This window comes from Leptospira weilii serovar Ranarum str. ICFT, assembly GCF_000332415.1.
Lineage (GTDB): Bacteria > Spirochaetota > Leptospiria > Leptospirales > Leptospiraceae > Leptospira > Leptospira weilii_A.
This window is the reverse complement of the sequence record NZ_AOHC02000015.1, coordinates 49,747-73,900: the sequence shown is the minus strand read 5'-3', so window position 1 is coordinate 73,900 and position 24,154 is coordinate 49,747. Positions and strand designations below refer to the sequence as shown.

Annotated in this window: 16 protein-coding genes; 10 read left to right on the top strand and 6 right to left on the bottom strand. The window is 43.8% G+C overall.

Translation table 11 applies throughout. From position 1 onward, the window contains the following. The first annotated feature begins 76 nt into the window (after positions 1-76). From LEP1GSC060_RS04280 to LEP1GSC060_RS04250, 7 genes are all read left to right on the top strand, one after another. Positions 77-1,018 carry a sensor domain-containing diguanylate cyclase gene (locus tag LEP1GSC060_RS04280; protein WP_002996522.1) on the top strand — a complete coding sequence of 314 codons (942 nt, stop codon included), beginning with the start codon at positions 77-79 and terminating at the stop codon, positions 1,016-1,018. 122 nt (positions 1,019-1,140) lie between these two features. Further along, the gene (locus LEP1GSC060_RS04275) at positions 1,141-2,094 is read left to right on the top strand and encodes a sensor domain-containing diguanylate cyclase (RefSeq protein WP_002996747.1); all 954 of its coding nucleotides are present in this window, start codon (positions 1,141-1,143) and stop codon (positions 2,092-2,094) included. Positions 2,095-2,118: 24 nt separating this feature from the next. After that, positions 2,119-3,075 carry a GGDEF domain-containing protein gene (locus LEP1GSC060_RS04270; RefSeq protein ID WP_002996639.1) on the top strand — a complete coding sequence of 319 codons (957 nt, stop codon included), beginning with the start codon at positions 2,119-2,121 and terminating at the stop codon, positions 3,073-3,075. A gap of 25 nt (positions 3,076-3,100) precedes the next feature. Continuing rightward, positions 3,101-4,042: a sensor domain-containing diguanylate cyclase gene (locus LEP1GSC060_RS04265; RefSeq protein WP_002996735.1), complete on the top strand. Its 942-nt coding sequence runs from the start codon at positions 3,101-3,103 to the stop codon at positions 4,040-4,042. 98 nt (positions 4,043-4,140) lie between these two features. Continuing rightward, positions 4,141-5,076 (top strand): sensor domain-containing diguanylate cyclase, encoded by a 936-nt coding sequence (locus LEP1GSC060_RS04260; protein ID WP_002996657.1) that lies wholly within the window; start codon positions 4,141-4,143, stop codon positions 5,074-5,076. A 104-nt stretch (positions 5,077-5,180) separates the two neighbouring features. Next, the gene (locus LEP1GSC060_RS04255) at positions 5,181-6,113 is read left to right on the top strand and encodes a sensor domain-containing diguanylate cyclase (protein ID WP_002996731.1); all 933 of its coding nucleotides are present in this window, start codon (positions 5,181-5,183) and stop codon (positions 6,111-6,113) included. Between the two features lie 109 nt (positions 6,114-6,222). Then, entirely contained in the window at positions 6,223-7,152 is a 930-nt protein-coding gene (locus LEP1GSC060_RS04250) for a sensor domain-containing diguanylate cyclase (protein WP_002996554.1), read from the top strand. A gap of 161 nt (positions 7,153-7,313) precedes the next feature. Here the strand turns inward: LEP1GSC060_RS04250 and purM are convergent, their stop codons facing one another. The 5 genes from purM to LEP1GSC060_RS04225 form a co-directional block, all read right to left on the bottom strand. Beyond that, positions 7,314-8,342 (bottom strand): phosphoribosylformylglycinamidine cyclo-ligase, encoded by a 1,029-nt coding sequence (gene purM / locus LEP1GSC060_RS04245; RefSeq protein WP_002996716.1) that lies wholly within the window; start codon positions 8,340-8,342, stop codon positions 7,314-7,316. Positions 8,343-8,464: 122 nt separating this feature from the next. Next, on the bottom strand, positions 8,465-9,073 hold the full coding sequence (gene lsa19 / locus LEP1GSC060_RS04240) for an adhesin Lsa19 (RefSeq protein WP_196221626.1): 609 nt from the start codon (positions 9,071-9,073) through the stop codon (positions 8,465-8,467). Between the two features lie 210 nt (positions 9,074-9,283). Beyond that, positions 9,284-10,054, bottom strand: a complete 771-nt coding sequence (gene murI, locus LEP1GSC060_RS04235; RefSeq protein WP_036095349.1) for a glutamate racemase — start codon at positions 10,052-10,054, stop codon at positions 9,284-9,286. Positions 10,055-10,088: 34 nt separating this feature from the next. Next, positions 10,089-11,393, bottom strand: coding sequence for a pyridoxal phosphate-dependent aminotransferase (locus tag LEP1GSC060_RS04230; RefSeq protein WP_002996536.1), 1,305 nt, complete (start codon positions 11,391-11,393; stop codon positions 10,089-10,091). Positions 11,394-11,423: 30 nt separating this feature from the next. Beyond that, positions 11,424-12,521 carry a S1C family serine protease gene (locus LEP1GSC060_RS04225; RefSeq protein WP_002996538.1) on the bottom strand — a complete coding sequence of 366 codons (1,098 nt, stop codon included), beginning with the start codon at positions 12,519-12,521 and terminating at the stop codon, positions 11,424-11,426. On the opposite strand from LEP1GSC060_RS04225, the gene LEP1GSC060_RS04220 reads away from it, so the two are divergent. The 3 genes from LEP1GSC060_RS04220 to LEP1GSC060_RS04210 all read left to right on the top strand — a co-directional run bounded on the left by LEP1GSC060_RS04220 (position 12,520) and on the right by LEP1GSC060_RS04210 (position 16,128). Next, the gene (locus LEP1GSC060_RS04220) at positions 12,520-13,647 is read left to right on the top strand and encodes an aminopeptidase (protein ID WP_002996729.1); all 1,128 of its coding nucleotides are present in this window, start codon (positions 12,520-12,522) and stop codon (positions 13,645-13,647) included. The genes LEP1GSC060_RS04225 and LEP1GSC060_RS04220 overlap by 2 nt on opposite strands. Positions 13,648-13,667: 20 nt before the next feature. Then, the gene (locus LEP1GSC060_RS04215) at positions 13,668-14,618 is read left to right on the top strand and encodes a glycoside hydrolase family protein (protein WP_002996550.1); all 951 of its coding nucleotides are present in this window, start codon (positions 13,668-13,670) and stop codon (positions 14,616-14,618) included. Positions 14,619-15,093: 475 nt separating this feature from the next. Continuing rightward, a complete protein-coding gene (locus LEP1GSC060_RS04210; protein WP_036095329.1) occupies positions 15,094-16,128 on the top strand; it encodes a DUF1565 domain-containing protein in 1,035 nt (344 codons plus the stop codon). Positions 16,129-16,395: 267 nt separating this feature from the next. Here the strand turns inward: LEP1GSC060_RS04210 and LEP1GSC060_RS04205 are convergent, their stop codons facing one another. Next, entirely contained in the window at positions 16,396-24,153 is a 7,758-nt protein-coding gene (locus tag LEP1GSC060_RS04205) for a PD40 domain-containing protein (protein WP_002996545.1), read from the bottom strand. Position 24,154: the final 1 nt, after the last annotated feature.

Here is a 24,154-nt window from a genome sequence, read left to right as displayed (position 1 = left end):
CGAATCGAATTCTTATGACAAAACAAAACCTCACTGCAATACATCGTTTTATTTCCTTTTTTACTCGAGGAAAAATATGAAGTATGAGGAAATGAAATATGACATCGAGAAATTTTTCGATTTTTCTTTGGATATGCTTTGTATAGCGAAACTCGACGGATACGTTCTCAGAATCAATCCCTCTTTCCAAAAAGCGTTCGGTTGGAAAAACGAGGACCTTCTCGCCTTCGGTTCGTATTCCTTTCTGCATCCGGACGACGTAGAACCGACCTCTCAAGTTGTAAAAGGTTTGGAACAGGGAGCTTCCGTTGTATCCTTTCAAAACCGTTATCGTTGCAGCGACGGGCAATATAGAAATTTTTCCTGGACGGCCTTTCCCGATCTTCGCGCGGGATTGATTTACGCGATCGCAAGAGACATCACGGAGTTAGTCGAATCCAATCGAAAACTCAACGAACTCGCGGCCGAACTCAAGGACGCAAACAATAAATTATTCGAACAGGCCAGCACGGACCCTCTCACAAAGTTAAAAAATAGGAGAACCTTCAACGAAGAATTAAACGATCTCATTCTTCTCACGAGTAGGAAAAAGGGATTTTTATCCCTACTGATGATCGACGTGGATCATTTCAAAGCATACAACGATCAATTCGGTCATCCGGCCGGAGACAGGGTTTTAATCCGTTTGGCCTCCATTTTTACGTATACCCTCCGAATCAGCGATTTATTAGCGCGTTTGGGAGGGGAGGAATTCGTAGTTGCGTTACCCGACACCGGTAAGAAAAAGGCGATCGAGGTTGGAAATCGACTGGTTACCACGGTTAGAAAAGAATCCTGGGAAAGTCGCTCCATCACGATCAGTGTGGGAATTGCGACCCTGGATTTCGATCGTTACCTGAACTGTTATCATAATACCGATCTTTCCATCGAAATCGTGGAAGACGCGGATCGTGCACTCTATCGATCCAAAGCCGATGGAAGAAACCGAGCGACTCATTGTTCACAAATCTTATCGTGATCCGACTTCTAAAAAAAACAAACTCGAACGAATGCCTAACGATTCGACCGTTGATAATAGATTGGGTAAATCGTTAAAAGTCCGTGCAACGGTTCGTTCAATTTTATAGAGGGGAGAATGATTTGAAATACAAAGACGAATACAATCTTGAAAAATTCTACAATTACTCGTTGGACCTATTCTCCATCCAGAGAATGGACGGCACCGTCATTTCCGTAAACCCGTCTTTCGAAAGGATTTTAGGTTGGAAGGAAGCGGAACTTCTAGGCCGCAGTCCCTTTCACCTATTACATCCGGACGATCAGGAATCAATCGTCCAGGAATTCAAAGCTATGGACGAAGGGGTTCCTAAATATTCCATTCAAAACCGTTGTCGATGTGCGGACGGTACTTATAAACATTTTGCTTGGACGGGTTTTCCGGATTTGGAAGCGGGTTTGGTCTACATTACGGGAAGGGATATCACGGAAACGATCGAATCCAGCCGTAAGATCAGCCAACTGGCGACGGAACTCAAAAATGCAAACGATAAGTTATTCGAACAAGCCTGTAGGGATCCGTTGACTAAACTCAAAAATAGAAGGGCATTCAACGAGGAATTGAATCAGCTGATCCAACTCTCGCAAAAGCAGAAGTCTCCTCTTTCCCTATTGATGATCGACGCCGATCACTTTAAGGATTACAACGACAAGTTCGGTCATCCTGCCGGGGACCAAGTTTTGATCGAATTGGCCCGTCTTTTGACGAAAACGTTTCGAAAAGACGATATCCTGGCCCGATACGGAGGAGAAGAGTTTATCGTGGCACTTCCCAATTCCTCCGAACCGGAGGCGGTCGAAATCGCGGAAAGACTCGTTCAAATCGTGAGAGAATTTAATTGGGAAAAAAGAAGTATTACGATCAGCGTGGGCGCGGCCACTTTCGATTTTAATCCGAACTGTAAAAATATAAATTTGGAATATTCAGTAAACTTAATTGAAAAAGCGGATCAAGCCCTCTATTTTTCCAAAGTGAACGGCAGAAATCGAATCACCCATTTTTCCCGGATTCAAAACGAAAACGGCGTATCTCCGTAAAAATCAGATCTATGGTACCATAAAATGAAGGACTTTGAAAAAGAATACGATCTTGAAAAACTCGTGAATAACTCCTTGGATTTATTGTCGATTGTGGACTTGGAAGGCAAGGTTCTATTAATAAACCCCGCGTTCGAACGAGCCCTAGGTTGGAAAAAAGAAGAACTACTGGGTCGAGATCCGTTTCATCTGCTTCACCCCGACGACAGGGAAATCACCTTTCAAGAATTCGAAAAATTGAATCAAGGTTTACAAACCTTGTCTTTTCAAAATCGATATATCTGCGCGGACGGAACTTATAAATATTTTGCTTGGACCGCTTCTCCCGATCCAACATCCGGTTTGGTCTACGTGACGGGAAAAGATATCAACGAACTGATCGAGTCCCACCATAAGATCCGTCAACTGGCGGAAGAACTGAGAGAAGCGAACGACAAGTTGTTCGAACAAGCATCGACGGATCCCTTGACTAAACTTAAAAATAGAAGGGCGTTCGACGAAGAATTGAATCGTTTGACCCAATTTTCCCAAAAACAAACGAACCCGCTTTCCTTATTGATGATCGACGCCGATCACTTTAAGGATTACAACGACACATTCGGTCATCCTGCCGGGGACCAAGTTTTGATCGAATTGGCCCGTCTTTTGACGAAAACGTTTCGAAAAAACGATATCCTGGCCCGTTTCGGAGGAGAAGAGTTCATCGCAGCTCTGCCGAATACCTCCGAACCGGAAGCGGTCGAAATCGCGGAAAGACTCGTTCAAATCGTGAGAGAATTTAATTGGGAAAAAAGAAGCATTACGATCAGCGTGGGCGCGGCCACTTCCGACTTTAATGCGAACTCTAAAAACATACATTTGGAATATTCAGTAAACTTAATTGAAGAAGCGGATCAAGCCCTCTATTTTTCCAAAGTGAACGGTAGAAATCGAATCACCCATTTTTCCCGGATTCAAAACAAAAGCGACGTATCTCCGTAAAAATCGGATCCATGGAACTATAAGAATGAAGGACTTTGAAAAAGAATACGATCTTGAAAAACTCGTGAATAACTCCTTGGATTTATTGTCGATTCAAAGATTGGACGGAACGGTCCTCTCCGTAAACCCCGCCTTTGAACGTATTTTGGGTTGGAAAAAAGAGGAACTACTCGGAAGAAATCCGTTTCATTTACTTCACCCCGAGGATAGAGAAAGTACCTATCAAGAGTTTGAAAAATTAAACCAAGGACTACCCTCGTTCTCCTTTCAAAACCGGTTTTTATGTTTGGACGGAACCTATAAATATTTTGCCTGGACCGCCTCTCCGGATCTTACTTCCGGTTTGATTTACGTGACCGGAAAGGATATTACCGAATTGGTCGAATCCAACCGTAAGATCAGTCAACTGGCTGCGGAACTTAAGGAAGCCAACGGCAAGTTGTTCGAACAAGCATCGACGGATCCCTTGACTAAACTCAAGAACAGAAGGGCGTTCAACGAGGAATTGAGTCGTCTCATTCATCGCTCTCAAAAACAAACGAACCCTCTTTCCTTATTGATGATCGACGTGGATTTTTTCAAAGACTATAACGATAAATTCGGGCATCCTGCGGGGGACAAGGTTTTGATCGAATTAGCCTATCTTTTGACGAAAACTCTTAGAAAGGACGACGTGACCGCGCGGTACGGTGGAGAGGAATTTATCGTGGCGCTGCCCAATACCTCCGAACAAGAGGCGATCGAAATCGCGGAAAGGCTGGTGCACGTCATAGAAAAATTCCAATGGGAAAAAAGGTCCGTTACGATCAGCGTCGGAATTACGACATCGGATCTGGATCATCTCGGCCCGGAAGCTACTCACATAGATCATTCCATGAGCATTATAGAGGATGCGGATCAGGCTCTCTATCATTCGAAAATAAACGGAAGGAACAGAGCCATACACAGCTCTAAGATAAAATCCTGAAATAAATTTGAATTAAATAAAACCAAACGTGTTACCATTTTCTAAGAATCGTTTTGAAGTAGGTTCCATATATCGGCGAAATTCAAAGGAGACTTAAAATGGATGAGGAATATGAATACAACTTTGAAAAATTCTTCGATTATTCGTTAGACATGCTTTGTATTTCCACATTAAAAGACGGCGCCGTTATAAGACTCAATTCTTCGTTTCAACGCGTTCTTGGTTGGCCCAAGGAAAAATTACTCGGGCTCGGCCCCTTTGATTTATTACATCCCGAAGATATAGAACCGACCTTAAAAGAAATTGAAAAATTAAAACAGGGAGTCCCCGTCTTATCCTTTCAAAATCGATACAGATCCTCTAACGGAACTTATAAACATTTTTCCTGGACCATTTTTCCGGATCCTAAAGCGGGTTTATTGTATGCAATCGCGAGAGACGTCACAAAACGAATCGATTCGAACCGAAGAATCAGACAACTCGCCGCAAAACTCAAAAAAGCGAACGATCAATTATTTGAACAGGCATCCACCGATCCTCTCACTCAACTTAAAAATAGGAGAGCCTTTAACCAGGAGTTGAATTATCTCGTCAATCTTACACGAAAACAGAAAAATTCCTTATCCTTATTCATGATCGACGTGGATTATTTTAAGAACTACAACGATCGGTTCGGTCATCCGGCCGGAGATCGAATTTTAACCGATCTTGCTTCTGTACTTGCGAAAACAATTCGTGAAAGCGATATCTTGGCGAGATATGGCGGGGAAGAATTCGTGGTAGCGCTACCGGATACTCCCGAAGCGGAGGCGATCGAGGTCGCCGAAAAATTGGTAAAAACAATCCGAAATTTCAAATGGAAAGGAATGCCGTTAACGATTAGCGTGGGTGTTGCCACCTCCGATTTTGATTCTTCCGAAACGGTAAAGATCGAAGACGATTTTACATATCTGATTGAAAACGCCGATCAGGCTCTTTATCAATCAAAAGTCAAGGGACGGAATCAAGTCACACATAGGTCTCAAATACTTTGAACCGTTTTCCATACTAGATTGATTTTCGTTCTTTTAAAAAGGTTTTGCATGATTTCGACTACAGGTAAACATTCTACATTCATTATATATTGGGACGATTTAATATGAATTACGAAAACGAATTTAATCTTGAAAAATTTTTTAATTATTCTTTAGACCTATTTGCCATCCAAAGAATGGACGGAACCGTTATAGAAGTGAACCCGTCCTTTCAACGGGTTCTGGGTTGGTCGAAAGAAGAACTGATCGGTCGTTCCACCTTTCATCTTTTACATCCGGAAGAATTGGAATCCATTCAACATGAATTGGAAACTTCGGACCCAAAAGCGCCGAAATCATCGGTTCAAAGTCGCGTCCGTTGTTCCGACGGAAATTATAAATATTTTGAATGGACCGGCTTTCCGGATTTAGAGGCCGGTTTGGTTTATATGACCGGAAGGGATATTACGGAAACGATCGAATCGAACCGGAAAATCAGCCAGTTGGCCGTGGAACTCCAGGAAGCAAACGAGATGTTGTTCGAGCAGGCATCGACAGATCCGCTTACAAAACTTAAAAATAGAAGGGCTTTTAACGAAGAATTGAGTTATCTCATCAAACTCGCACAACGACAAGAAAACTTTCTGTCCCTGCTGATGCTCGACGTCGACCATTTCAAGGATTATAACGATCGCTTCGGGCATCCGGCCGGTGATCGGGTTTTAGCCGATTTGGCCTCTCTTTTGACGCGAACACTTCGCGGAAGCGACGTCTTGGCCCGTTACGGAGGGGAAGAATTTATCATCGCACTTCCCAACACATCCGAAGACAAAGCAATGGAATTGGCCGAAAAATTGGTAACCGTAACGAGGGAATTTGTATGGGAAAAAAGATCGGTTACCGTCAGCGTAGGCGTTACGACCGAAAATTTCAATAAAACCACACAAATTAAGAAATTAGATTATTCCACTTCTTTAATAGAAAACGCCGATAAAGCCCTCTATCGTTCAAAAACGAACGGAAGAAACAGAGCGACCCATAGCTCCCAGATACATTAATTTATTTGAATATAATATTTTTAAAATCGATTTGAACGTTTCCAAGGCGAACTGTCGTTTTATGCGAATTCAATTCGGATAAAATCTAAAAGGTAAAAATAATCCGGCGATGCAATACGATTACGAAAAATTCTTTCACAATTCATTGGATATACTCGTCATAGCGCGGATGGACGACGGACATGTGCTCCACGTTAACCCTTCCTTTCTGAGAATTTTCGGCTTGCCCGAAGAACAATTACTCGGGCTCGGATCTTACAATTACCTTCATCCGGAAGATCTTTTATCCACTCAAAAAATCGCCGAGGATCTCGCGTCCGGCTCGGCGGTCGTTTCCTTTGAAAATCGTTATCGTTGTGCAAAGGGATATTACAGAACGTTGTCTTGGACGGCGGTACCGGAATACAAAAGCGGAATGGTTTATGCGATCGCGAGAGATATTACGGAAACGATCGAATCCAACCGCAAAATCAGTCAACTGGCAACGGATCTCAAAGAAGCGAACGATAAGTTGTACGAACAGGCTTTTACGGATCCTTTGACTCGATTGAAAAATAGGAGAGCATTCAACGAAGAATTGAATTATCTCACGGATCTTGCACAAAAACAAGGAAGTCCCTTTTCCTTACTTATGATCGACGCCGATCGTTTTAAAAACTACAACGATCAATTCGGACATCCCGCGGGGGACAAGGTTTTGATTCAGCTGGCATCTATACTCGAACAAACACTACGTACAAACGACCTCATCGCACGTTACGGAGGGGAAGAATTTATAGTCGCGTTACCCGATACCTCGCAGGAAGAAGCCGTCCAAGTGGCGGAAAAATTGGTCGCCGTTGTCCGGGAATTTGTATGGGAAAAAAGACCGGTTACAATCAGCGTCGGAGCGGCCACCGTTAATTTCGATCAGAGCTCTGAAATTAAAAAATCCGAGCATTCGATAGACCTTATCAAAGATGCGGACAAAGCCTTATATCATTCCAAAATCAACGGAAGAGATCGAGTGACCCATTATACGAATATAGAATCGGATTGATATCGGAAGACTATACTCAAACATACGAACGTATATGCAAAAAGTTGCAAATAAAGTCGTCTTAAATCCACTCGTCGATATAACCGAAATAATTCGGTTATATCGGGTCGAGCGAACAAGCGGAATAAACAAACCCTTCCTTAATTAACGTCCCGTCGCCGTTACACGAAAAGAACTTCTTCCTTATTGCCGGAGACGATTTCTCCGATTCTGTGAACGGATTCCCCTTCTAAAAACTCTTCCGCGGTATCCGTGTGTTCCTCGGAAACGATCAGCATATAACCGATTCCCATGTTGAACGTAGCGAAAAGTTCCATCTCGTCGAGTTTATGATCCTTTTTGATCTTTTCGAAAAAATATCCCGAAGGAATTTTGTCCTTAAAGAATCTCGCTTGTGATCCCGCCGGAAGAACTCTCGGTACGTTTTCCTGATAACCGCCTCCGGTGATATGGACCATTCCCTTGACGGGAACCTTTTGCAAAAGTTTTAATATACTAGATACGTAAATCCGAGTCGGTTTGAGCGCGTAGTCCTTTAAAAATTTCACCTGCTCCGGATCGGAAGGAAGATGTTTTCCGTCTTTCAATAAAAGTTTACGAATGAGCGAAAAACCGTTGCTGTGAGGACCGCTGGACTCGAGTCCCAAAATTTTATCTCCCGGTCGGATCGTGGAACCGTCGATCATCAAATCCTTTTCGACCGCACCGACCACAAAACCGGCGAGATCAAACTCGTCCTCTTTCATCGTTCCGGGGTGTTCGGCGGTTTCTCCTCCGAGTAAGGCCGCGTTAGACAGCTTGCATCCCTGAACGATTCCGGCCACGATCCGATCCATCTTTTCAGGATTCAACTTTCCGCATGCGATATAATCCAAAAAGAAAAGAGGTTCTCCTCCGCAAACGAGTATGTCGTTTACACACATCGCTACAAGATCGATGCCGACCGTATCGAACGTATTCAACAGACGTGCGAGTTCTATTTTTGTTCCGACGCCGTCCGTTCCGGAAAGTAAAACGGGTTGATTGTATTTTTTAAGAACGCTGACGTCGTAAGCTCCCGCAAAACCTCCGAGACCGCCTAAAACTCTGGGACCGTGTGTGGATTCCACGTTTCGTTTGATTTTTTGAACGAACTCTCTTCCCTTTTCCGTATCCACGCCGGCGCTTTTGTATGTGATCTTTTCTTCCATTCTCAATGGTCCCGATTCTTTTTAGAGTAGCTTGAGAAAATCAAAATCCCTGCACACAAAAAAAAACCGGATCCATACGGGAAATCCGGCACTTAAGGACGAAGATTCGGGAATTCAGGAAATCATTTCATTTGGTCGATCTGTTCCATTGCGGCCAGTTCTTCTTTGACGGCGGCTCTCGCTTTTAAATCCTTATCACCCGGTTTTAAATCCACGGCCTGCCCCGCTTCGATCAAAACTTTGACGTTATCGGATTTACGAGTGATCTCAACGGCTCCTTCTCGAACCGCGAACGTTCCGGTTTCGTCCTTACCGTTCACTCTTCCCCAAAACTGAGTTCCGCGAACGGCGGCGACTACGGTGGGAGTATCCACGAGTAGACTCTGGCCTTTTGCAAGTTTAGCCGCCTTGATCAGAACGTTTCCTTCCGTAACTTGAAAGGAAGCGTTGTCCGCATTGAGAGCGGCCAAGGTCGCCGTACTTCCGCCTAAAAGCCGAAAACTTCCGAGTTTGGAAGTGAGATCCAGGACCGCGTCCGAATCCGTTTTTACGGATTGTTTTTCGGTTACGTTTGCAAGCGGAGAAAGATCCTTGCCCGTTTCCACTACGGAAGCCTTTCCTTTGAGAAAGGTGACGACTGCGTCCGCGCTTTCGGCCGACTTGGGTTTACAAACGGTAAAAAGGAACAAAACCGCGACCGCGATTGATATACGGATCATATACACTCCGATTGAATCCTCTACAGAGGAGTTTTGGTATTATACTATGGATCGAAAAAAACGGATCCGATTTTTAGCATAAAGTTTGGAAATTTATTTTAAAATTTTAAAAAATCATCTTGGAAATTTATTTCCAAAAATCGGCTTCTCAAAAATAAAGTATGATTCTTGTCGAAACACTTGCGTTTTATCGTATATAAAAACCAAACCGCTCGCAATCAGTCAGAACGTGCCGTTTGAATTTAAAAGTTTTTCGGCGAGTCCGGTATGAAACTCATTTTCCCCGTTTAAAATCAGATTATAGACCGATCGCCCTTTCTTATCGGAGTTCCTTTTTTCCGCTCCCAAGGTGTTTAAGAGATGCCTGACCGTTCCCGAATTTCCGTCGTAAAGTTTTACTCCGGGGAAGTTGTTAAGGATTATCTGTTTTAGAAAAACGTAATGTGTACAACCTAAAACCGCGATTTCGATCGTTTGTTCCCAAAGCTCGTTTAATATCGGAATCAAATAAGTTTCGGCGCCTGTAAAATCTCCACGATCCACAAAACCGGCAAGACCGGGACAGGAAATCGGAACGATCAACTCTTCCGCGTTCAGCTCCGCTTTCAATTTCTGTAATTTTTCTTCCCTGTGTGTGACGGGAGTCGCGAGTAGTGCGATTTTTTTACCGGGATTTTGCAGAACCGCGGGTTTGATCGCGGGTTCCATTCCGAATATGGGAATGGAAAATTCTTTTCGAAGAGTTTCCGCCGCGGCGGAAGTCGCGGTATTACAGGCCAAAAGGATCGCGTTCACATTTTCCCGAACAAGACGATAACATACGTTCCGAGTCAGTTCTAAAATCGTAGAAACGTCTTTTTCCCCGTAAGGACTGTTCTTTAGATCTCCGTAATATACGATTTCAAAATCGGTTTCGTATTTTAGAATTTCCTTAAGAACGGACAAACCGCCCATCCCGGAATCCATAAGTCCGATCCTGAGCGGCCCTTTCAAATTCGAATCCCCCATTTTCCGTTTAAAATCTACGTTAGGCGGAAGCGATATACTCGCCGATTTTATCCCGAAGGGTTTTGTAGATCCAATCGAACTTAGTTTCGTCCTCTTCGAGTAACGTTACCCGAAATCCGTCCTTTAACGTGCAAAAGGCCGAAAGAGGAACCACACAAATCCCGGTGGAAGCCAAAAGATAATATACGAATCTTCTGTCGTTGGCGGCGGAAGCCAAAAGGGGTTGGATGAATTCGTCCGCTTTTTTGTTCTCCACGTTCAACTTCATGGAGGAATTCAATACGCCGTCGTCAAACGCCACGGTCAGATAAAACGCTCCCTTCGGTTCCACGACCTTTACGCCTTTTAATCCGGCAAAGTATTCGGTCGCAGCGTGTGCTCGTTTTTTGAACTTTTCGTTCCTTCTTTTCAAGTGAGGGATAAAATCCGGATGGGAATACACCTCCGGAATCGCCATCTGAGGCAAAGTTGTGGAACATACTTCGAGCATCTTGGCGTCTAACAGCGATTTTACGTAACGGCTGAATACCGGATCCTTATCCTTGTTGAACACCTCCAGCCATCCGCAACGCCCTCCCGGCCAGGGAAATTCTTTGGAAATGGATCGGAGCGCCATTCCCGGAACCCTGTCTCCGATGACCTCCGAAAGATGAAGAGGCCCGTGATCCGAATAGTTTACGTGCGCGTAGGTCTCGTCGCAAATGAGCATAAGATCGTATTTTTCGCAGATGGAAACGATCTGTTTCATTAGAGTTTTGTCATATACGGCACCGGTGGGATTATCCGGGTTGATGAGCAGAATTCCGGCGATCGAATCGTTGTATCGGACCTTGTTTTCGATTTCTTCCAGATCCGGCATCCAATTGTGTTCCGGAAGAAGGTTATACGTTAGGTGTTCATATCCGCTATGTGCGGCTTCCGCGGAAGAAATGGTGGAATACGCGGGGCTCGGTCCTAAAACGCGCGCTTCCTTTCTCATAAAACCGAAAATTTTTGCGACTGCGTCCCCGAGTCCGTTGAAGAAAAAAAGATCGTCCGCTGTGATCTGGGCCCCTCCTCTTTCGTTCACTTTTTGGGCGAGGAATTTACGAGTCGGCTCGTAACCTTGAGTGGCCGTATAAGCCCAAGATTTATCTTTCATTATAAGGCCCGAAACGATTTCTTTCATCCAATCGGGAACGGATTCCCCTTTTAAAATCGGATCTCCTATATTTTCGTACGTGATCTGAAGGCCCAGGACCTCCAGTTTTTTTGCGACGGCTACGATCTGTCTGATTTCATAGATCAGAGCGTCCGCTCCGCTGTGAACGATGTTTCTTCTCATCCCGTCTTTCCTCTAAAAAATTCTTACCCGTTATTTTTGAATCAGTTTTACCGGTAGTTCGAACATCGATTTTTCCCGGTAGATACGGAGCTTGATCTTGCCCCCAAGTCCCACTATTCCAACCTGTTCACGCAGATCATTAATATTTTTGATCGGTGTTCCGTTCGCTTCCAGAATAAAATCGTAACGTTTGATTCCTCCGAGTTCGGCTGAAGATTGAGGATCCATATCGTACACAAGAACTCCCGTCCAAGACTCCGGGATTCCCAACACGGTCCTATGATCCGGAAGCGGAACCGTTGCCATCACTCCGAGGATCGCTGGACGAATATGTCTGCCCGGATTGGACTCGATCATACGTATGATCTTCAGCGCGTAGTTACTCGGAATCGCAAAACCGATTCCGGAGTTCCGACCCGTTTCACTTCGGATCAATCGATTGATTCCGATGACTTCTCCGTAGATATTTAAGAGAGGTCCTCCGCTGCTCCCCGGATTGATCATACTGTCGGTTTGAATATGAGTTTGTCCGGTCTCGTCCAAATCTTCCCTGTATTTTGCGGAAACTACACCCACGCTGAAAGAACGTTCCAATCCGAAGGGCGAACCGATCGCGATCGCCCAGTCCCCGACTTCGATTTTATCCGAATCTCCGAACACAACGGCGCGTAGTCCCGAACCCTCTCTGATTTTTAAAAGAGCGATGTCGGCGCGTTCGTGGCTTCCGATGTACTTTGCGGAATGAACGCTTCCGTTGGATGTGATCACTTCGATACTTTCCGCGCCTTCGATGACGTGATAGTTCGTGACGATATAACCTTTTTCATGAACGAAAAATCCGCTTCCGAAAGAAGCCAGTCTTTCGTTTCTAAAATCGAAGTAATGATACGGACTTGTAATCGATTCGCTTTTTTTCGTTCGAATGGAAACCACCGAATCCTTTACGAAATGATAAACGTTTCGAAATGAATTTTGAATTTCGATCGCCGACTTTTGTTCTCGAGCGCTGATCGGTCTTTTACCGGAGAAAAGAGAAGACAACGAACAATCCTTCGGAAAAATCAGAATCAATCCGAGGACGGCGATTAAAATTCCGTTGATGACCGGGAGTGAACCTATCAATTTCATGTTAAAACCTAAATTCAATTTTCCCCGTTCGACGAACAAGTGTAAATCGAAAACCGGAATCCCATTCGGAAGGGCTTTAGGAAGGATCGTCGTTTTACTCGTCCTTTGTTTTACTCTCCAAGGTTGTGTGGGTTATCTCTGGCATTTGGGAACGGGACAACTGAACATTTTATTAAAACGAAAATCGATTCCGTCGATTCTCCAAGATAAGAACACGAAGGATGAATTAAAAACCAAACTGCAACAAGTCGAAACGTTTCGAGAATACGGAATCAAAGAATTGGCTCTGAATCCTTCGGCGGGGTTTAAAAGTTTCGTTCCGTTGGATCGGGAGGAAATCGGTTGGCACGTTGCGGCTTGTTATCCTCTCAAATTGAAATCTTACACTTGGTGGTTTCCGATCGCGGGGACCGTTCCTTACAAAGGTTACTTTGATTTGGAAAAAGCGAAGGAAGAGGAAAAAGAACTCAAAGAAAAAGGTTTGGACACAAGAATCCGAATCACCGCGGGTTATTCCACTCTCGGTTGGTTTGAAGATCCGATTTTTTCCTCCCAGTTGGACGATACGAAACCGTACGAAGTGGCCTCGCTTGTGTTTCACGAAATGGCGCACGCCACGGTCTATTTTCCGGGCGACTCTTCGTTTAACGAGAGTTATGCGAGCTTCGTGGAAGAAGAAGGAGCCTTTCATTATCTGGAGTCCGTGGAAGGAAAGGAAAGTCCGATCAAAAAGGAAATTCTTCTGAAAAAAGAAGAATCGCAGAAATTAAGGAAACTCCTAGTTTCCACGGCGGGCAAATTGCAAAAGTTATACGATTCGGATCTGGTCGACTCGCAAAAACTGGAAGACAAAAAACGGATCTTAAACGAATTCAAAAATTCTATTTTTGCCGCCAAGGAAGAATTCAAAACGATTCGGATGGAAAAACTCGCTTCTAAAGATTGGAACAACGAGGACTTTGTGGGTTATCTTCGTTATCATTCCGGTTCGGATTTTTTTCACAAAGAATTCGAGAAAGCGGAGCGTAACTTTTCTAAGTTCCACGAAAGGATGAAAGCGCTCGTCGATCTTTCCAACGAAGAACGAAGGAAATTGTTGCAGACGGATTCGTTAAACGCGGAATAAGAAATTCGGATCCGGACTTCATGAAAACATCCGACTTTAATCAAATTCATTGGAAATTATTTTCCGGAAATCCGGTTCTGGAAGGCCCGAGTTTCACTCCGCTCATCGCAGACCCGTCGCTTCTTTTAAATACCGAATCTCCGGATGGAAAATTCCATCTCTTCTGTCATACGCTTTTCGGCGTACATCGGTACGAATCCGACGACGGGCTCAAATGGGATAAAGGTCGTCTTTTATTCCGGCACGCGATGAGACCTTTTATTTATAAAGAAAATGGAATATTCTATTTATTGTATGAGCGATACACTCCGTTTCAGATCGTTTTTTCCTGGTTCTCTTTTTGGAAGTGGAACTCGCGGATTGAAATGCGAACTTCAAACGATCTGAAAACCTGGTCGGAACCGAAAACGATCCTTCGACCGTCCCTGGATTGGCACACGGATCCGCGTTACGGCAGATTGATCGGTAACCCCTGCCTTATAAAAACGGAAGGCAAATATCGACTTTATTACAGCGCTTCGCTCACCTTCATTCCCGATTGTGGATTCTGCGAACCGACATACGTCGGTTTTGCGGAGGCGGATAAAATCTTCGGTCCGTATGAATCTTTTCCAAGTCCGTTAATCTCGCCGGACGTTTCTTGTCGCAACCTCGCCGCCGGCGCGATCAAAGTTCTTAAAACGGAAGACGGATATGTTGGTTTTGAAAATTGTATCTACAGGGATTCCTCCGGTCGCTCCGGTTCCGCGATCTATCTGTTGTGCTCCTCGGACGGGATCGTATGGAATTTTCTTTCGCAGAATCCGATTCTCTCGCCTTCTTCCGGTTGGTTGAAGAGCCACATTTACGCCCTAGACGTTAAGTTCCATTCGATACAAAAGAAATGGTTCCTTTATTTCAACGCTCGAAACGATTGGCACTGGACCAAAGGGAAGGAAAAGATCGGATTATTGATGGGAGAAAGCGAATAGATGCGGGTTTTTACTTCAGGAATTTTCACATTCTATTACAACCGAACCAAGAAAGCAGAACGTTATCCATAGGGGTTTGACACAAGAAACATAGGAGAGAACATTCTTACTTTCGTTAAACGAGCGGCTTCGGAAACGCAGCCTTGAGAAAATTTCTTGAAACACAAGAAAATCTGAATATTCTGAAAAACTCCTAACATCTGACCCGTAAAACGTCTCCGTTGAAACCAGGTCCTAAAAACTAAAATAATCCGTTAGGCGTATTTCACATCAACCGTTCGGCATTAGGATCCTAAACATTTTGATTTAAAATCAAAACACATTCAATATTTATAATTTTTTAAAGTTTTTCCGACTATTTATGACTTGAAAAATGATTTTTTTTCTTTTCTGAAAAAAAATAGAAACAAATTTGTTAAAAAAGCTAATTCGAGGACAAAATTCGAATTTTGTCGCGAGCCATTGAGGAGAAACAATGAAACCATTTTTTTTACTGTACCTAATTATCGCAACATTATTGTTAGGCGGTTGTTCCAACGGAAAAGAAGGAGAATCCGACTCTTTAGCGCCTCTTTTGGGAATTATCGACACGCCGACTTTGGACCTTTCCAATCCGGAGAGAAGCTCTCAACAAATTATCCTTCTCACTGCGATTTATGTGGATGGGACGTCCGGAAACGATAATTTCCAGGGTACAAGGACCGCACCCTATCGTAGCATTACAAAAGCGGCATCCGTTGCGACAAAACACAGCCTAATTTACGTGGCTCCGGGGCAATATTATGATCGTGAAAAATTTCCTATTAAACTTCCGGACGGAGTCGCTCTCATCGGAAACGAAGGTGGAAAAGGAAATATTAACAGTTTCTTATCCCCGTACCGCGGTAGATATGAAAACCATCCGAATACCGGCCCGACTTCGATTCGTTTTAATCATAATTCCGGGGATGACGCGGCGTTTGAAGTCGGAAATAATACGATCATTGCCGGATTTGATTTACCCAATCCTATCAAACTCACTACTTACGGCGTCCAGATACGGAACAATACCATTTCCAAAGGAATATATATTTCCGACCTTACGTATCATTCCGGCGGACATACCATCAGCGGTAATTTTATAGGAGCAAAAGAAGCGCCGAACTACAACCATCTCGTCGGTATCTTTTTCGACAGAACCACTCACTTTAGCAAAGTGGAATATAATACGATTTATCGCAACAAATACGGTGTTGTCATTCGTCCGGACGCATTAGCGGATTTAGGAGGAGGCGAATTAGGAAGTAAGGGACACAATATCATTTCTTGCAGCAAAGAAATGGACTTAGTATTTCAATTGGAAAAAGGTAAGCGACTTTTCGCTCAGAATACCAAATGGGATCACAACGTTCCAACGTATTCAACTTCTTCTACGAGTTATCCTCCTCCGGGAATCGATATATATGCTCCTCCCCCGACCGGCACTATGGATATTTTCGGATACTCGTTAGCTCCCAACGCCTGCGATTGACGACATGTGAGCCTTCCTATGGGCCGGCTTAAACTCGGTGAACGCCTTCCTATGGGGCGGCTTAAACTCGGTGAACGCCTTCCTATGGGGCGGCGTTCAGGTTTTGACGGATGCAATTTATGGAAATTACGAAAATTGAATACATTCACAATAACTTTACCGGAGGCGCCGTTATATACGCGTGAACTCCTAACTCCTAACTCCTAACTCCTAACTCCTAACTCCTAACTCCTAACTCCTAACTCCTAACTCCTAACCCCTAGTACCCTACTCTTCTAATATAAAACTATTCGTATAAAGTCGATAACCGTTCCAAATCCGATCCAAAGGATGAGCCTCTTTGATGGCGTCTAACGTTTCCTGAAATCGGATATAAAGCGGGACTTTTGTACCGCTTCGTTTGGTAAAACGTTTCAAAAAATCCACATGGGCCGTATCCGTTTGGTCTCCGATAAAAATCACTCCCGGACTCGAAAAATTTTGAGCGATCCTAAAAAAAGAATCCCTATAATTCTGAATATCGTAACGTTCCTCGTCCAAAAAGGAGGAAGTGAAAATCCAATTTCCTTTTTTCGGAGTTCCATAGGAACTTGCAAGAGCGGCTCCTCCGAAACTTAAGCTCACTTGATTTACGATCTCCAAAGGTTCCTGAAGAATATAAAGGCGACTTTTGGGATCGCCGCCGAGTCTACCCGAACCGGCCTCGAAAACTTCAAGGTCTTTCAGAGACTTCTGCCCAGTTTCGCCGGACTTCGAACTTGCTAAAAATTGAATCCGATATTCGGGAGTAAATTCCTCCTTAGCGGAAAAAACCGGATTTGTAATCAGGGATTCCGGATCGTTTACGAGATAGAACCGATCTTCGGTTCTTGGAACCAAAGGAATCCTGAAATGATACGAACTCAAATAAAGATAGGTCAGTTTGTTTTTCGCGAGTTTGATGTTTCTTCTATATTCGTTCTCAAGTTCTTCGCGAAGTAAAACCTCGTAACCGCCTCTCGCCGCTTCTTCCAAATATTGAAACAAGGAAACTCTGAGTTTGCGATTGTCCTTAAACGCGAGATCTCCTTTGGACTTTCCTTTTAAGAAGCGGATATAAAAGGACTCAAGACCAAAATCCATCACCGCAAGAAACTCCTGATCCGCCGGAAGTTTTTCCTTGAGTTTATCCGCAACGGAAACGAATACGGGAATGTCCTTATAATCCGGATTGGAATTTAAAATCAAGGGCCGAGAAAGAGATAAAAGATCCTTGGCGACGGCGAGATCGAAAAAAACCTCGGAATTGTTTTTCTTAAAAGAAAGTTTTTGTAAGAAAGTAATCAGATCGATCAACTCGATCCTTTCATTGGAACTGAAATTTTTTCCCCGTTTGGATCGAACTGCGGAATTTAAGAACTCGATAAACTCCTTCGGCGTTTTTGTCGCCGCCTTTTCGTAAAGAGAAAGCCATTCCGTTTTTTCCTCCGCTTTTTCCGTTTTACCCTGATGAAACAGGAATTTATTCATTAGAATATTTTTATCTTTGAATATACTTTCGGAATCGGTCTCGAAATGCGAACCGATTTTATCCGTCCAATCCTTGCTTTTGGACGATTCTCCTCTTGAAAACAGGGCTTGCGCGTAACCGAGAGTCATACGAAGGGCCCTGGACTTCGCTCCGATGTTCCATTCGTAATCCACCAAGGATTGTGCGAGAAAATCCACCTCTTCGTTTTCCTGAAACGGAACCGAATATAAAATCAAATGATACAAAAGACTTCGTTCTTCCGGATCGAGCGACTCGAACAGTTTGGAGGAATTTCCGTGAACTTCGGAGTAAAGCGAATAAGGGGAAAACCAAGCCCCGGTGATCTCCCTCTTCCAATTTCGAAATAATCTTTCCCTAAATCTTCCCGTATCCTCCTCGTCTTCTTTTTTCTTTAGGATTTCGAGCGCCTCCTTCCAGTTTCCGGAAAGGATCAGATACAACTCTTCTTTACGGCGGATTTGATTTTTAGAAAACGCTACTCCTTGTAAAAAATATTTTTGGGCGTATAACCCCTGCAAAATCTCTTCCACGGACTTTATTTCATCGGGTCCTTTCGAAAATTCAAGCGCGAGTTTTCCCGCAAACTCTCCGATTTCCGGTTCGTAATTGGTTCTTGCAATTTTTAGAATATTCTTATAATATAAATAAGGATCGTAAAAAGGGGAAATCGTCTTATCCGCGACCCTTAACGAGGAGGAAGCGACCGACTTACCGTTCTTAAAGGAATACAGGTTTTTCAGGAGGTTTTTCTTGGAAAAATCCTCCAAGTCTTCGGAAGAATGAGAAGAACAATCGGAAAGATTTTTATCGAGATAGCAGGTCAAAAGCGCGGAAAATAAAACCGCATCCTTTGCCGAACGTTCTTTCGCGTTTTTCAAAAGATCGTCGTAAATTTCCTCCATCGAAGTTCCCGGCGAAAGTTTCCACTTTAAACGGAGCAGATCCAATTCACCGGAAAGAAACATATCCTCCGTTTTTTGAAAGGATCGATACGAAAACGCGTGAGTGTATGCCTCTCTTACATTCTCTTTCCTTTCGTTCTCTACGGCTAAAACGCGTAAGTTTTCTACGGACCTGTCGTTCGTTTCCTTTTTTCTTAAAATACTCGAACCCAATAACAAACTTCCGGAACCTAACAAAACGTTTTCCGGAAGATCGGTTATACAAGAGGAATTCTCCGAACAAAGCGCAACATTACGAATTCCTGATGCGTTTAACACCTCGTAAACCCCGGCGATTTTTCCAAGATCCGGTTTCGTTTTTTCGTAAAAAAGAACCGAAGAAATTTCGTTACGATTGTGAAAAAGATCCCGGAGAGAGAGATTTTTTTCGGATAAACTTTCCCCGAAAGAATCCCCGGTACTCGGAAACGGAGCCACAAGCATATCCGTATCCAAAAGCCGAGTCAGGATCCGATTGGGAGCTATTTTTTTTACGGGTAGCGCCGATTCGTCATTAGGCGATCCGTCCACAATCGCCACGTTACGCGTCGTTCTCTTGTCTTTTTCTTGAAGAGGTCTCAGATGAGACGTTCTGAAAATCAGGGAAAATTTTTCCGGAAGCACGTTGCCGATCTTTTCGAGATCGATATTATCTCCCAGTTGTACGAACCAAATCCTGCGAGATCCGAACGGAATTTTTCCCGAATTGGAGATCCGACCTAAAACCTCTTCGACCTTTCCGGTTCGATCCGTATATTCCTCTTCCGATTTGGTAGCGCGATAGATCCGCACCTTATCGTCCGCGGATTCGATTCTAAGATAACCTTCTTCCGGACCAAGCAAAGCGGCGGCCGAAGGTTCGTCCGAAAATATACCCAGATATCCGTCCAAGTCCGGATTCTTTCGATGGACGGCCGAAAGTTCCTCCTCCAAATCCTTGGAAAAACTTTGATAACCCCGGATCCAATGATCGGATTTTTCCTTTTTTTCCAACGCGTTCTGAATCGCCAAATAGGAGAATTTTTGTTTTTTGAGGAGGTTCTGTAGTTTTGCGACATCGGAGGTGAAACTCTGGTTTTCCGATTCGTGAGGAATTTTCACAAACTGACGATATAGATTTATCCTGTGGAGCCGATCCAGACTTTTAAATCCTTCGGCAAGCCGACCCGATTGAAAGTCGAGCTCCGACTGTATTTTAAAAAGTTTGTATATTAAAAAATGCTTAAGCTCGTTTATCAAATGGGGATGCGATATCAAAAGGGCGTTTGCGCGATCGATTTTTTCCTTTGCTTGCGCGTATTTATTTTTCTCCCACAAAATCTCCGCTTGGGTTACGAGCGCCTCGATCCATTCCTGAATATAATAAAATTCGTTTGCGGACTCGGAAGCAAAATCCAAGGTCGCAATCGCCTTTTCGGAATCGCCCAATCGAACGTATAAATTGGCCCTGCCGATCGAATAGGACAATCTTTCTTTTCTCGAATAAGGATCTCCCGCAAGACCTACGACCTCTTTGGGAATCAGAGAAGGATTTTCCAAAAGTCCGGCGGCTCGTCCGAACAATTCAAAACCGGAAGGCAAATCCCCCATTCTAAAAAACTGCTCTCCTTGATAATAATAAACCAAGGCCAAAGTCGGATCGTGGTCCGGAAAAACATTATAAAACTTTGATATACATTTTTTGGTTTCGGAATGGACCGTATCTTCCTGGGTATCGCCCAAACAACTTTTCACGAAATTATTTTTGGAGGAAATCAAACGTTCGGAAGCGGAACGCAGGTTTTGTAGTTCCGACTCGGGATCTTCTTTCGTATTTTCCAAATGTCCGAAATAAGAATAGAGTCCCCTTTTAAAGGAAGTTCTCGCCTTAAGAGCGAATCCCTTTTCGGTTTCGAACTTTTCGGCCTGTTCGTAGGTCTCCGTTGCGGTTTTAAATTCCTCTCTTTTAAAATGTAAATATCCCAAATCGTTAAACGAATTGGATCGAATGAGAGAACCGGCTAACGTGGAACTCAAACCCTTCGACTTAACATAGGACAAACGGGAATTGATCTCTTCGATCGCCCTTTCGATTTCCATAGACGCGATCAGATTGTTCACCCGAATTCCGCTGGTCATCAAGGGTTGAAACTTGGGAGAAATCGCCTCCGGAAATCTTCCTTCTCCGGAGATACGAACTCCGTCCGGAAGGGCGACTTCCCAAACCCAATCCCAAAAGTAATCCCAGAACGCAAGTTTTACCCCTTTCGGAATCCAGGCGGCTCCGCCCCGGCTTGTAACGATCCCGTCGGCTTTATTTAGATGCGATTCCGATAATTTATATTTTCCTAATTTTTGATAACAAAGCGCAAGCCCGTTGTGGAGATTGACCGGATCGATCCAACCGTTTTCCCCGTTCAAGGAAAGCGCGTCCTTATAATAAGGCGCCGCGTTTGAGAACTCGCCGGATTCCATATAGGAAAGACCGGTTAACGTGAACAAAAGCGCGAGTTTGAGTTTGTACTGTTTGAGTTTTTCCGCGCTGTCCTTTCCGACGACGGTTTTTTTGGATTCGTTTTCGAAATACAGTTTGGAAGCGGCTTTCAGCTTTTGAACCGCGGACTTATAATCGGCCACGTAAATCGAGGATCTCGCCGAATTGAACAGGAACATCGCTTTTTGACGATGATTTTCAAACTGGGTTTTGGAGACGATATAATCCGATAGGAAATCCACCTTGGAATACTGCTCGTTGGCTTTCGGATAATTTTTCAAAAGAAAATAATTATTTCCAAGGTTCAACCTGAGATCGGAAAGCGCCTTTTTATTTTCGAAATTCTCTCCCAGAAGCTCCAACACCTGACTGTAGAGTTCTATGTTTTCCTCGAAATTTTTTTCGGGAAAATATTTTTTATAAACGTTCGTATACTTCTCTTCGTCGTTCGGTTGATCCTCTGCGGACTTTCTGCTTTTCAAAATGTCCACGTACTGATACATCCAACCCAAAAGTTGATAAGCCTCGTAATATCTCGGATCGGCAAAGATGATCCATCTCAATTCATATTCAGCTTGTTTAAAGTCCCTAAGAATCTCCTCCTTTCTTGCGGAGGTCATCGAGTCGGAAGCGTTGTAATACGTCTCTCGGATCACGCTCCGATTGACCAAATAATACGCATAACCGTATAACGTAGCCAAATCCAAAACCGGCCTGGCCCTGGGAACCGCTTCCTTGTAATACTGATTGATATAAACAAGTCCCTCCTCCGCGAGCGGGTCGACCTTTGCGATATCGATCACGTCGAGTTGATTCAAAAGCGCTTTTCGTTTTTCCTCGCTCAAGGAACCGGAAAGTTTAAAAACGGAATCCACCATCATCCTCTGATAATAAACCGCGTATTCCTTATATAAGGTTTTCAAAAATAGGTTTCTGCTTTTAACGAGAAACATATTCTCCGTATTGTAAAAATAATGAAAGGCGGCGTCCTGAAGATTTCCCCTGCGATCGTGATCCCTCGCCTTGTTTTCAAAGTAGATAAAGGAACGTTCGATTTCCTTTTGATCCAAGTCCACGCCGAGAAGCGGATCGTATTTTTCCAAATAGATCCGAAGTTCGTCAAAAGACTTTTGAACCTCTCCGAGTCCTTTGAAGTTATTCGATTTGAGAAGATGTCCCTTTAAAAAAAGCGGATCGGTTTCGGGAACGCCGGATAAAAACGTATTCAACAAGGAATTACTTTCTTCGAAAGAACCTTTTCCGTTCAGACCCAAGGACTTTATATATAAGAAATATCGAAACAACCTCGTGGATTTTTTTTCCAAGTCGTTGGACGAAATCGAAATTTCGGCGGCGTTCGTTCGTTCCGCGAAATTTTTTCCCGAGAGTATTTCTTGATCGATCTGTTCGTAAAGAAGTTTAAGATCTTCCTTTCCGATCCCAGGATCGTCGGCGACTTTAAAAAAGGATTCGGGGATTTTATAACCGTGTAACGATGCGTTTTTATACTGTAAGTCCCCCGACTTTCGATAAATATCCCGAATCCGATAATAATTCGGATACTGATTTAGAATTTCATCATATACTTTTAAGGAATGCCGGAAATCCCCCGACTGACGAGCCAAGTCCCCTTCTTCTTCCAAAAGGGAGGCAGACAGATCGTTCCCGACCTCCGAAACGGTCCGAATTTGTTCGTAGTATTTTCTAAGTTCCTGGATCGCAAGAGGAATGTTTGTTTTTTTTTCGTGTGCGAGTAAAAGTCCGTATCCGAGACCGGTGATCGAATTCAATCGAGAGGTTAGGATTTCCTTCCTTGTGTTTTCCGCGATTTTGGGTCTTCCGGAATTTTTCGCCTCCTCGTATTTCAAAAGAAGGGTTTTGGCGGAGATCAAAGGATAAATCGGGTCCTGCGAAAAATAAAACTCGATCGCATCGATCGCCAACAGAAAATCCTCGAAACTCTGTTTGTCCCTGTATTTCAAAGCGAGCTCGTATTGGGAGACGATATCCTTTTCCTTGGATACGGAACCCGACGCGGGAATGAAATAGATATTTAGAGTATTATAATATGCTGCCGTAAAAAGAACCGAACCTCCGTTAAACGCGGAGAATCTGGAATCGAACAAGGAATCGTTGCCCGAAGTCAGTTCGCGGACCGCACCAGTCTCCAAATCCTTTCTTACGATCAAACTGTTGTCTCTTTCGTCCAAACGACCGTTTTTATTGGTGTCGTTTCGGATCGAAGTGTAATACAAATATCGTTTATCATTTGTAAGAGAAAGAGAAGGGGAAAAGTTGAGATACGAATCCTTTGTCAACCTCTCGTTTTTTCCGGATACAAGATCCAAAAGATACACGTCTCCGGAAGCGCCCTCCGAATACGAAAGATATACGATCGACTTACCGTCGGAAGACCAAACCGGAGAGGCCCCTCCGTTTTGGGTCAAAAGTTTCAACGGTTCCTTTCCTTCCGTATCCAGGACGACTAAATTCTGAATTCCGGGAGACAGACGATCCGTGGAAAACACCAAACGACGGTTATCCGGCGCGAAATAAGGATCCGTGTCCGTGTAAGAGTCCTTCTTACCGGGAACGGAAAAATTAGGATTCGTTAATATTCTAAAATCTGAATTTATGAAACGTTTTCCTTGAAGGATTTTTTCGGCCCAGAGATCCGGATTCATATCGAGTAAAACCAAATCCCCGGAAGAATCGTATTGTTCGGAAACGAAAACGAGTTTTTTTCCGTCCGGGCTGATCGCGGGTTTGAACTCGGGCGCGGGATGTTCGGTAACCGGAACGGTGATCGAACTTTTCAAATCCCGAAACCAAATGTCGTAATTTCCTTTTTGACCCGTGGTATAAAAAAGATATCTCCCGTCGGCGGTCGTGGAATTGTATAAGTTATTTCCTCTTTGAACGGTAAGCGGAAAAGGTTTTTCGTTTTCGGGAGTGAAGTAGTTAACGGCGATGGAGGAATAATTGAATTCCAACGGTTTGATCTTTGCGGAGGAACGAAAGACCGAACAATGATAAAAAAAGAAAAAACAGATAAAGAACGAAACCGGGAATCGGATCATG

What these genes read in the sequence shown, in the direction of transcription:
- LEP1GSC060_RS04280 (WP_002996522.1), top strand. Translation starts at nt 77, where the DNA reads ATGAAGTATGAGGAAATGAAATATGACATCGAGAAATTTTTCGATTTT.
- purM (WP_002996716.1), bottom strand. Translation starts at nt 8,342, where the DNA reads ATGGAAGAAAAGATCACATACAAAAGCGCCGGCGTGGATACGGAAAAG.
- LEP1GSC060_RS04250 (WP_002996554.1), top strand. Translation starts at nt 6,223, where the DNA reads ATGCAATACGATTACGAAAAATTCTTTCACAATTCATTGGATATACTC.
- LEP1GSC060_RS04210 (WP_036095329.1), top strand. Translation starts at nt 15,094, where the DNA reads ATGAAACCATTTTTTTTACTGTACCTAATTATCGCAACATTATTGTTA.
- LEP1GSC060_RS04255 (WP_002996731.1), top strand. Translation starts at nt 5,181, where the DNA reads ATGAATTACGAAAACGAATTTAATCTTGAAAAATTTTTTAATTATTCT.
- LEP1GSC060_RS04230 (WP_002996536.1), bottom strand. Translation starts at nt 11,393, where the DNA reads ATGAGAAGAAACATCGTTCACAGCGGAGCGGACGCTCTGATCTATGAA.
- LEP1GSC060_RS04225 (WP_002996538.1), bottom strand. Translation starts at nt 12,521, where the DNA reads ATGAAATTGATAGGTTCACTCCCGGTCATCAACGGAATTTTAATCGCC.
- LEP1GSC060_RS04215 (WP_002996550.1), top strand. Translation starts at nt 13,668, where the DNA reads ATGAAAACATCCGACTTTAATCAAATTCATTGGAAATTATTTTCCGGA.
- LEP1GSC060_RS04205 (WP_002996545.1), bottom strand. Translation starts at nt 24,153, where the DNA reads ATGATCCGATTCCCGGTTTCGTTCTTTATCTGTTTTTTCTTTTTTTAT.
- LEP1GSC060_RS04220 (WP_002996729.1), top strand. Translation starts at nt 12,520, where the DNA reads ATGTTAAAACCTAAATTCAATTTTCCCCGTTCGACGAACAAGTGTAAA.
- LEP1GSC060_RS04265 (WP_002996735.1), top strand. Translation starts at nt 3,101, where the DNA reads ATGAAGGACTTTGAAAAAGAATACGATCTTGAAAAACTCGTGAATAAC.
- LEP1GSC060_RS04260 (WP_002996657.1), top strand. Translation starts at nt 4,141, where the DNA reads ATGGATGAGGAATATGAATACAACTTTGAAAAATTCTTCGATTATTCG.
- LEP1GSC060_RS04270 (WP_002996639.1), top strand. Translation starts at nt 2,119, where the DNA reads ATGAAGGACTTTGAAAAAGAATACGATCTTGAAAAACTCGTGAATAAC.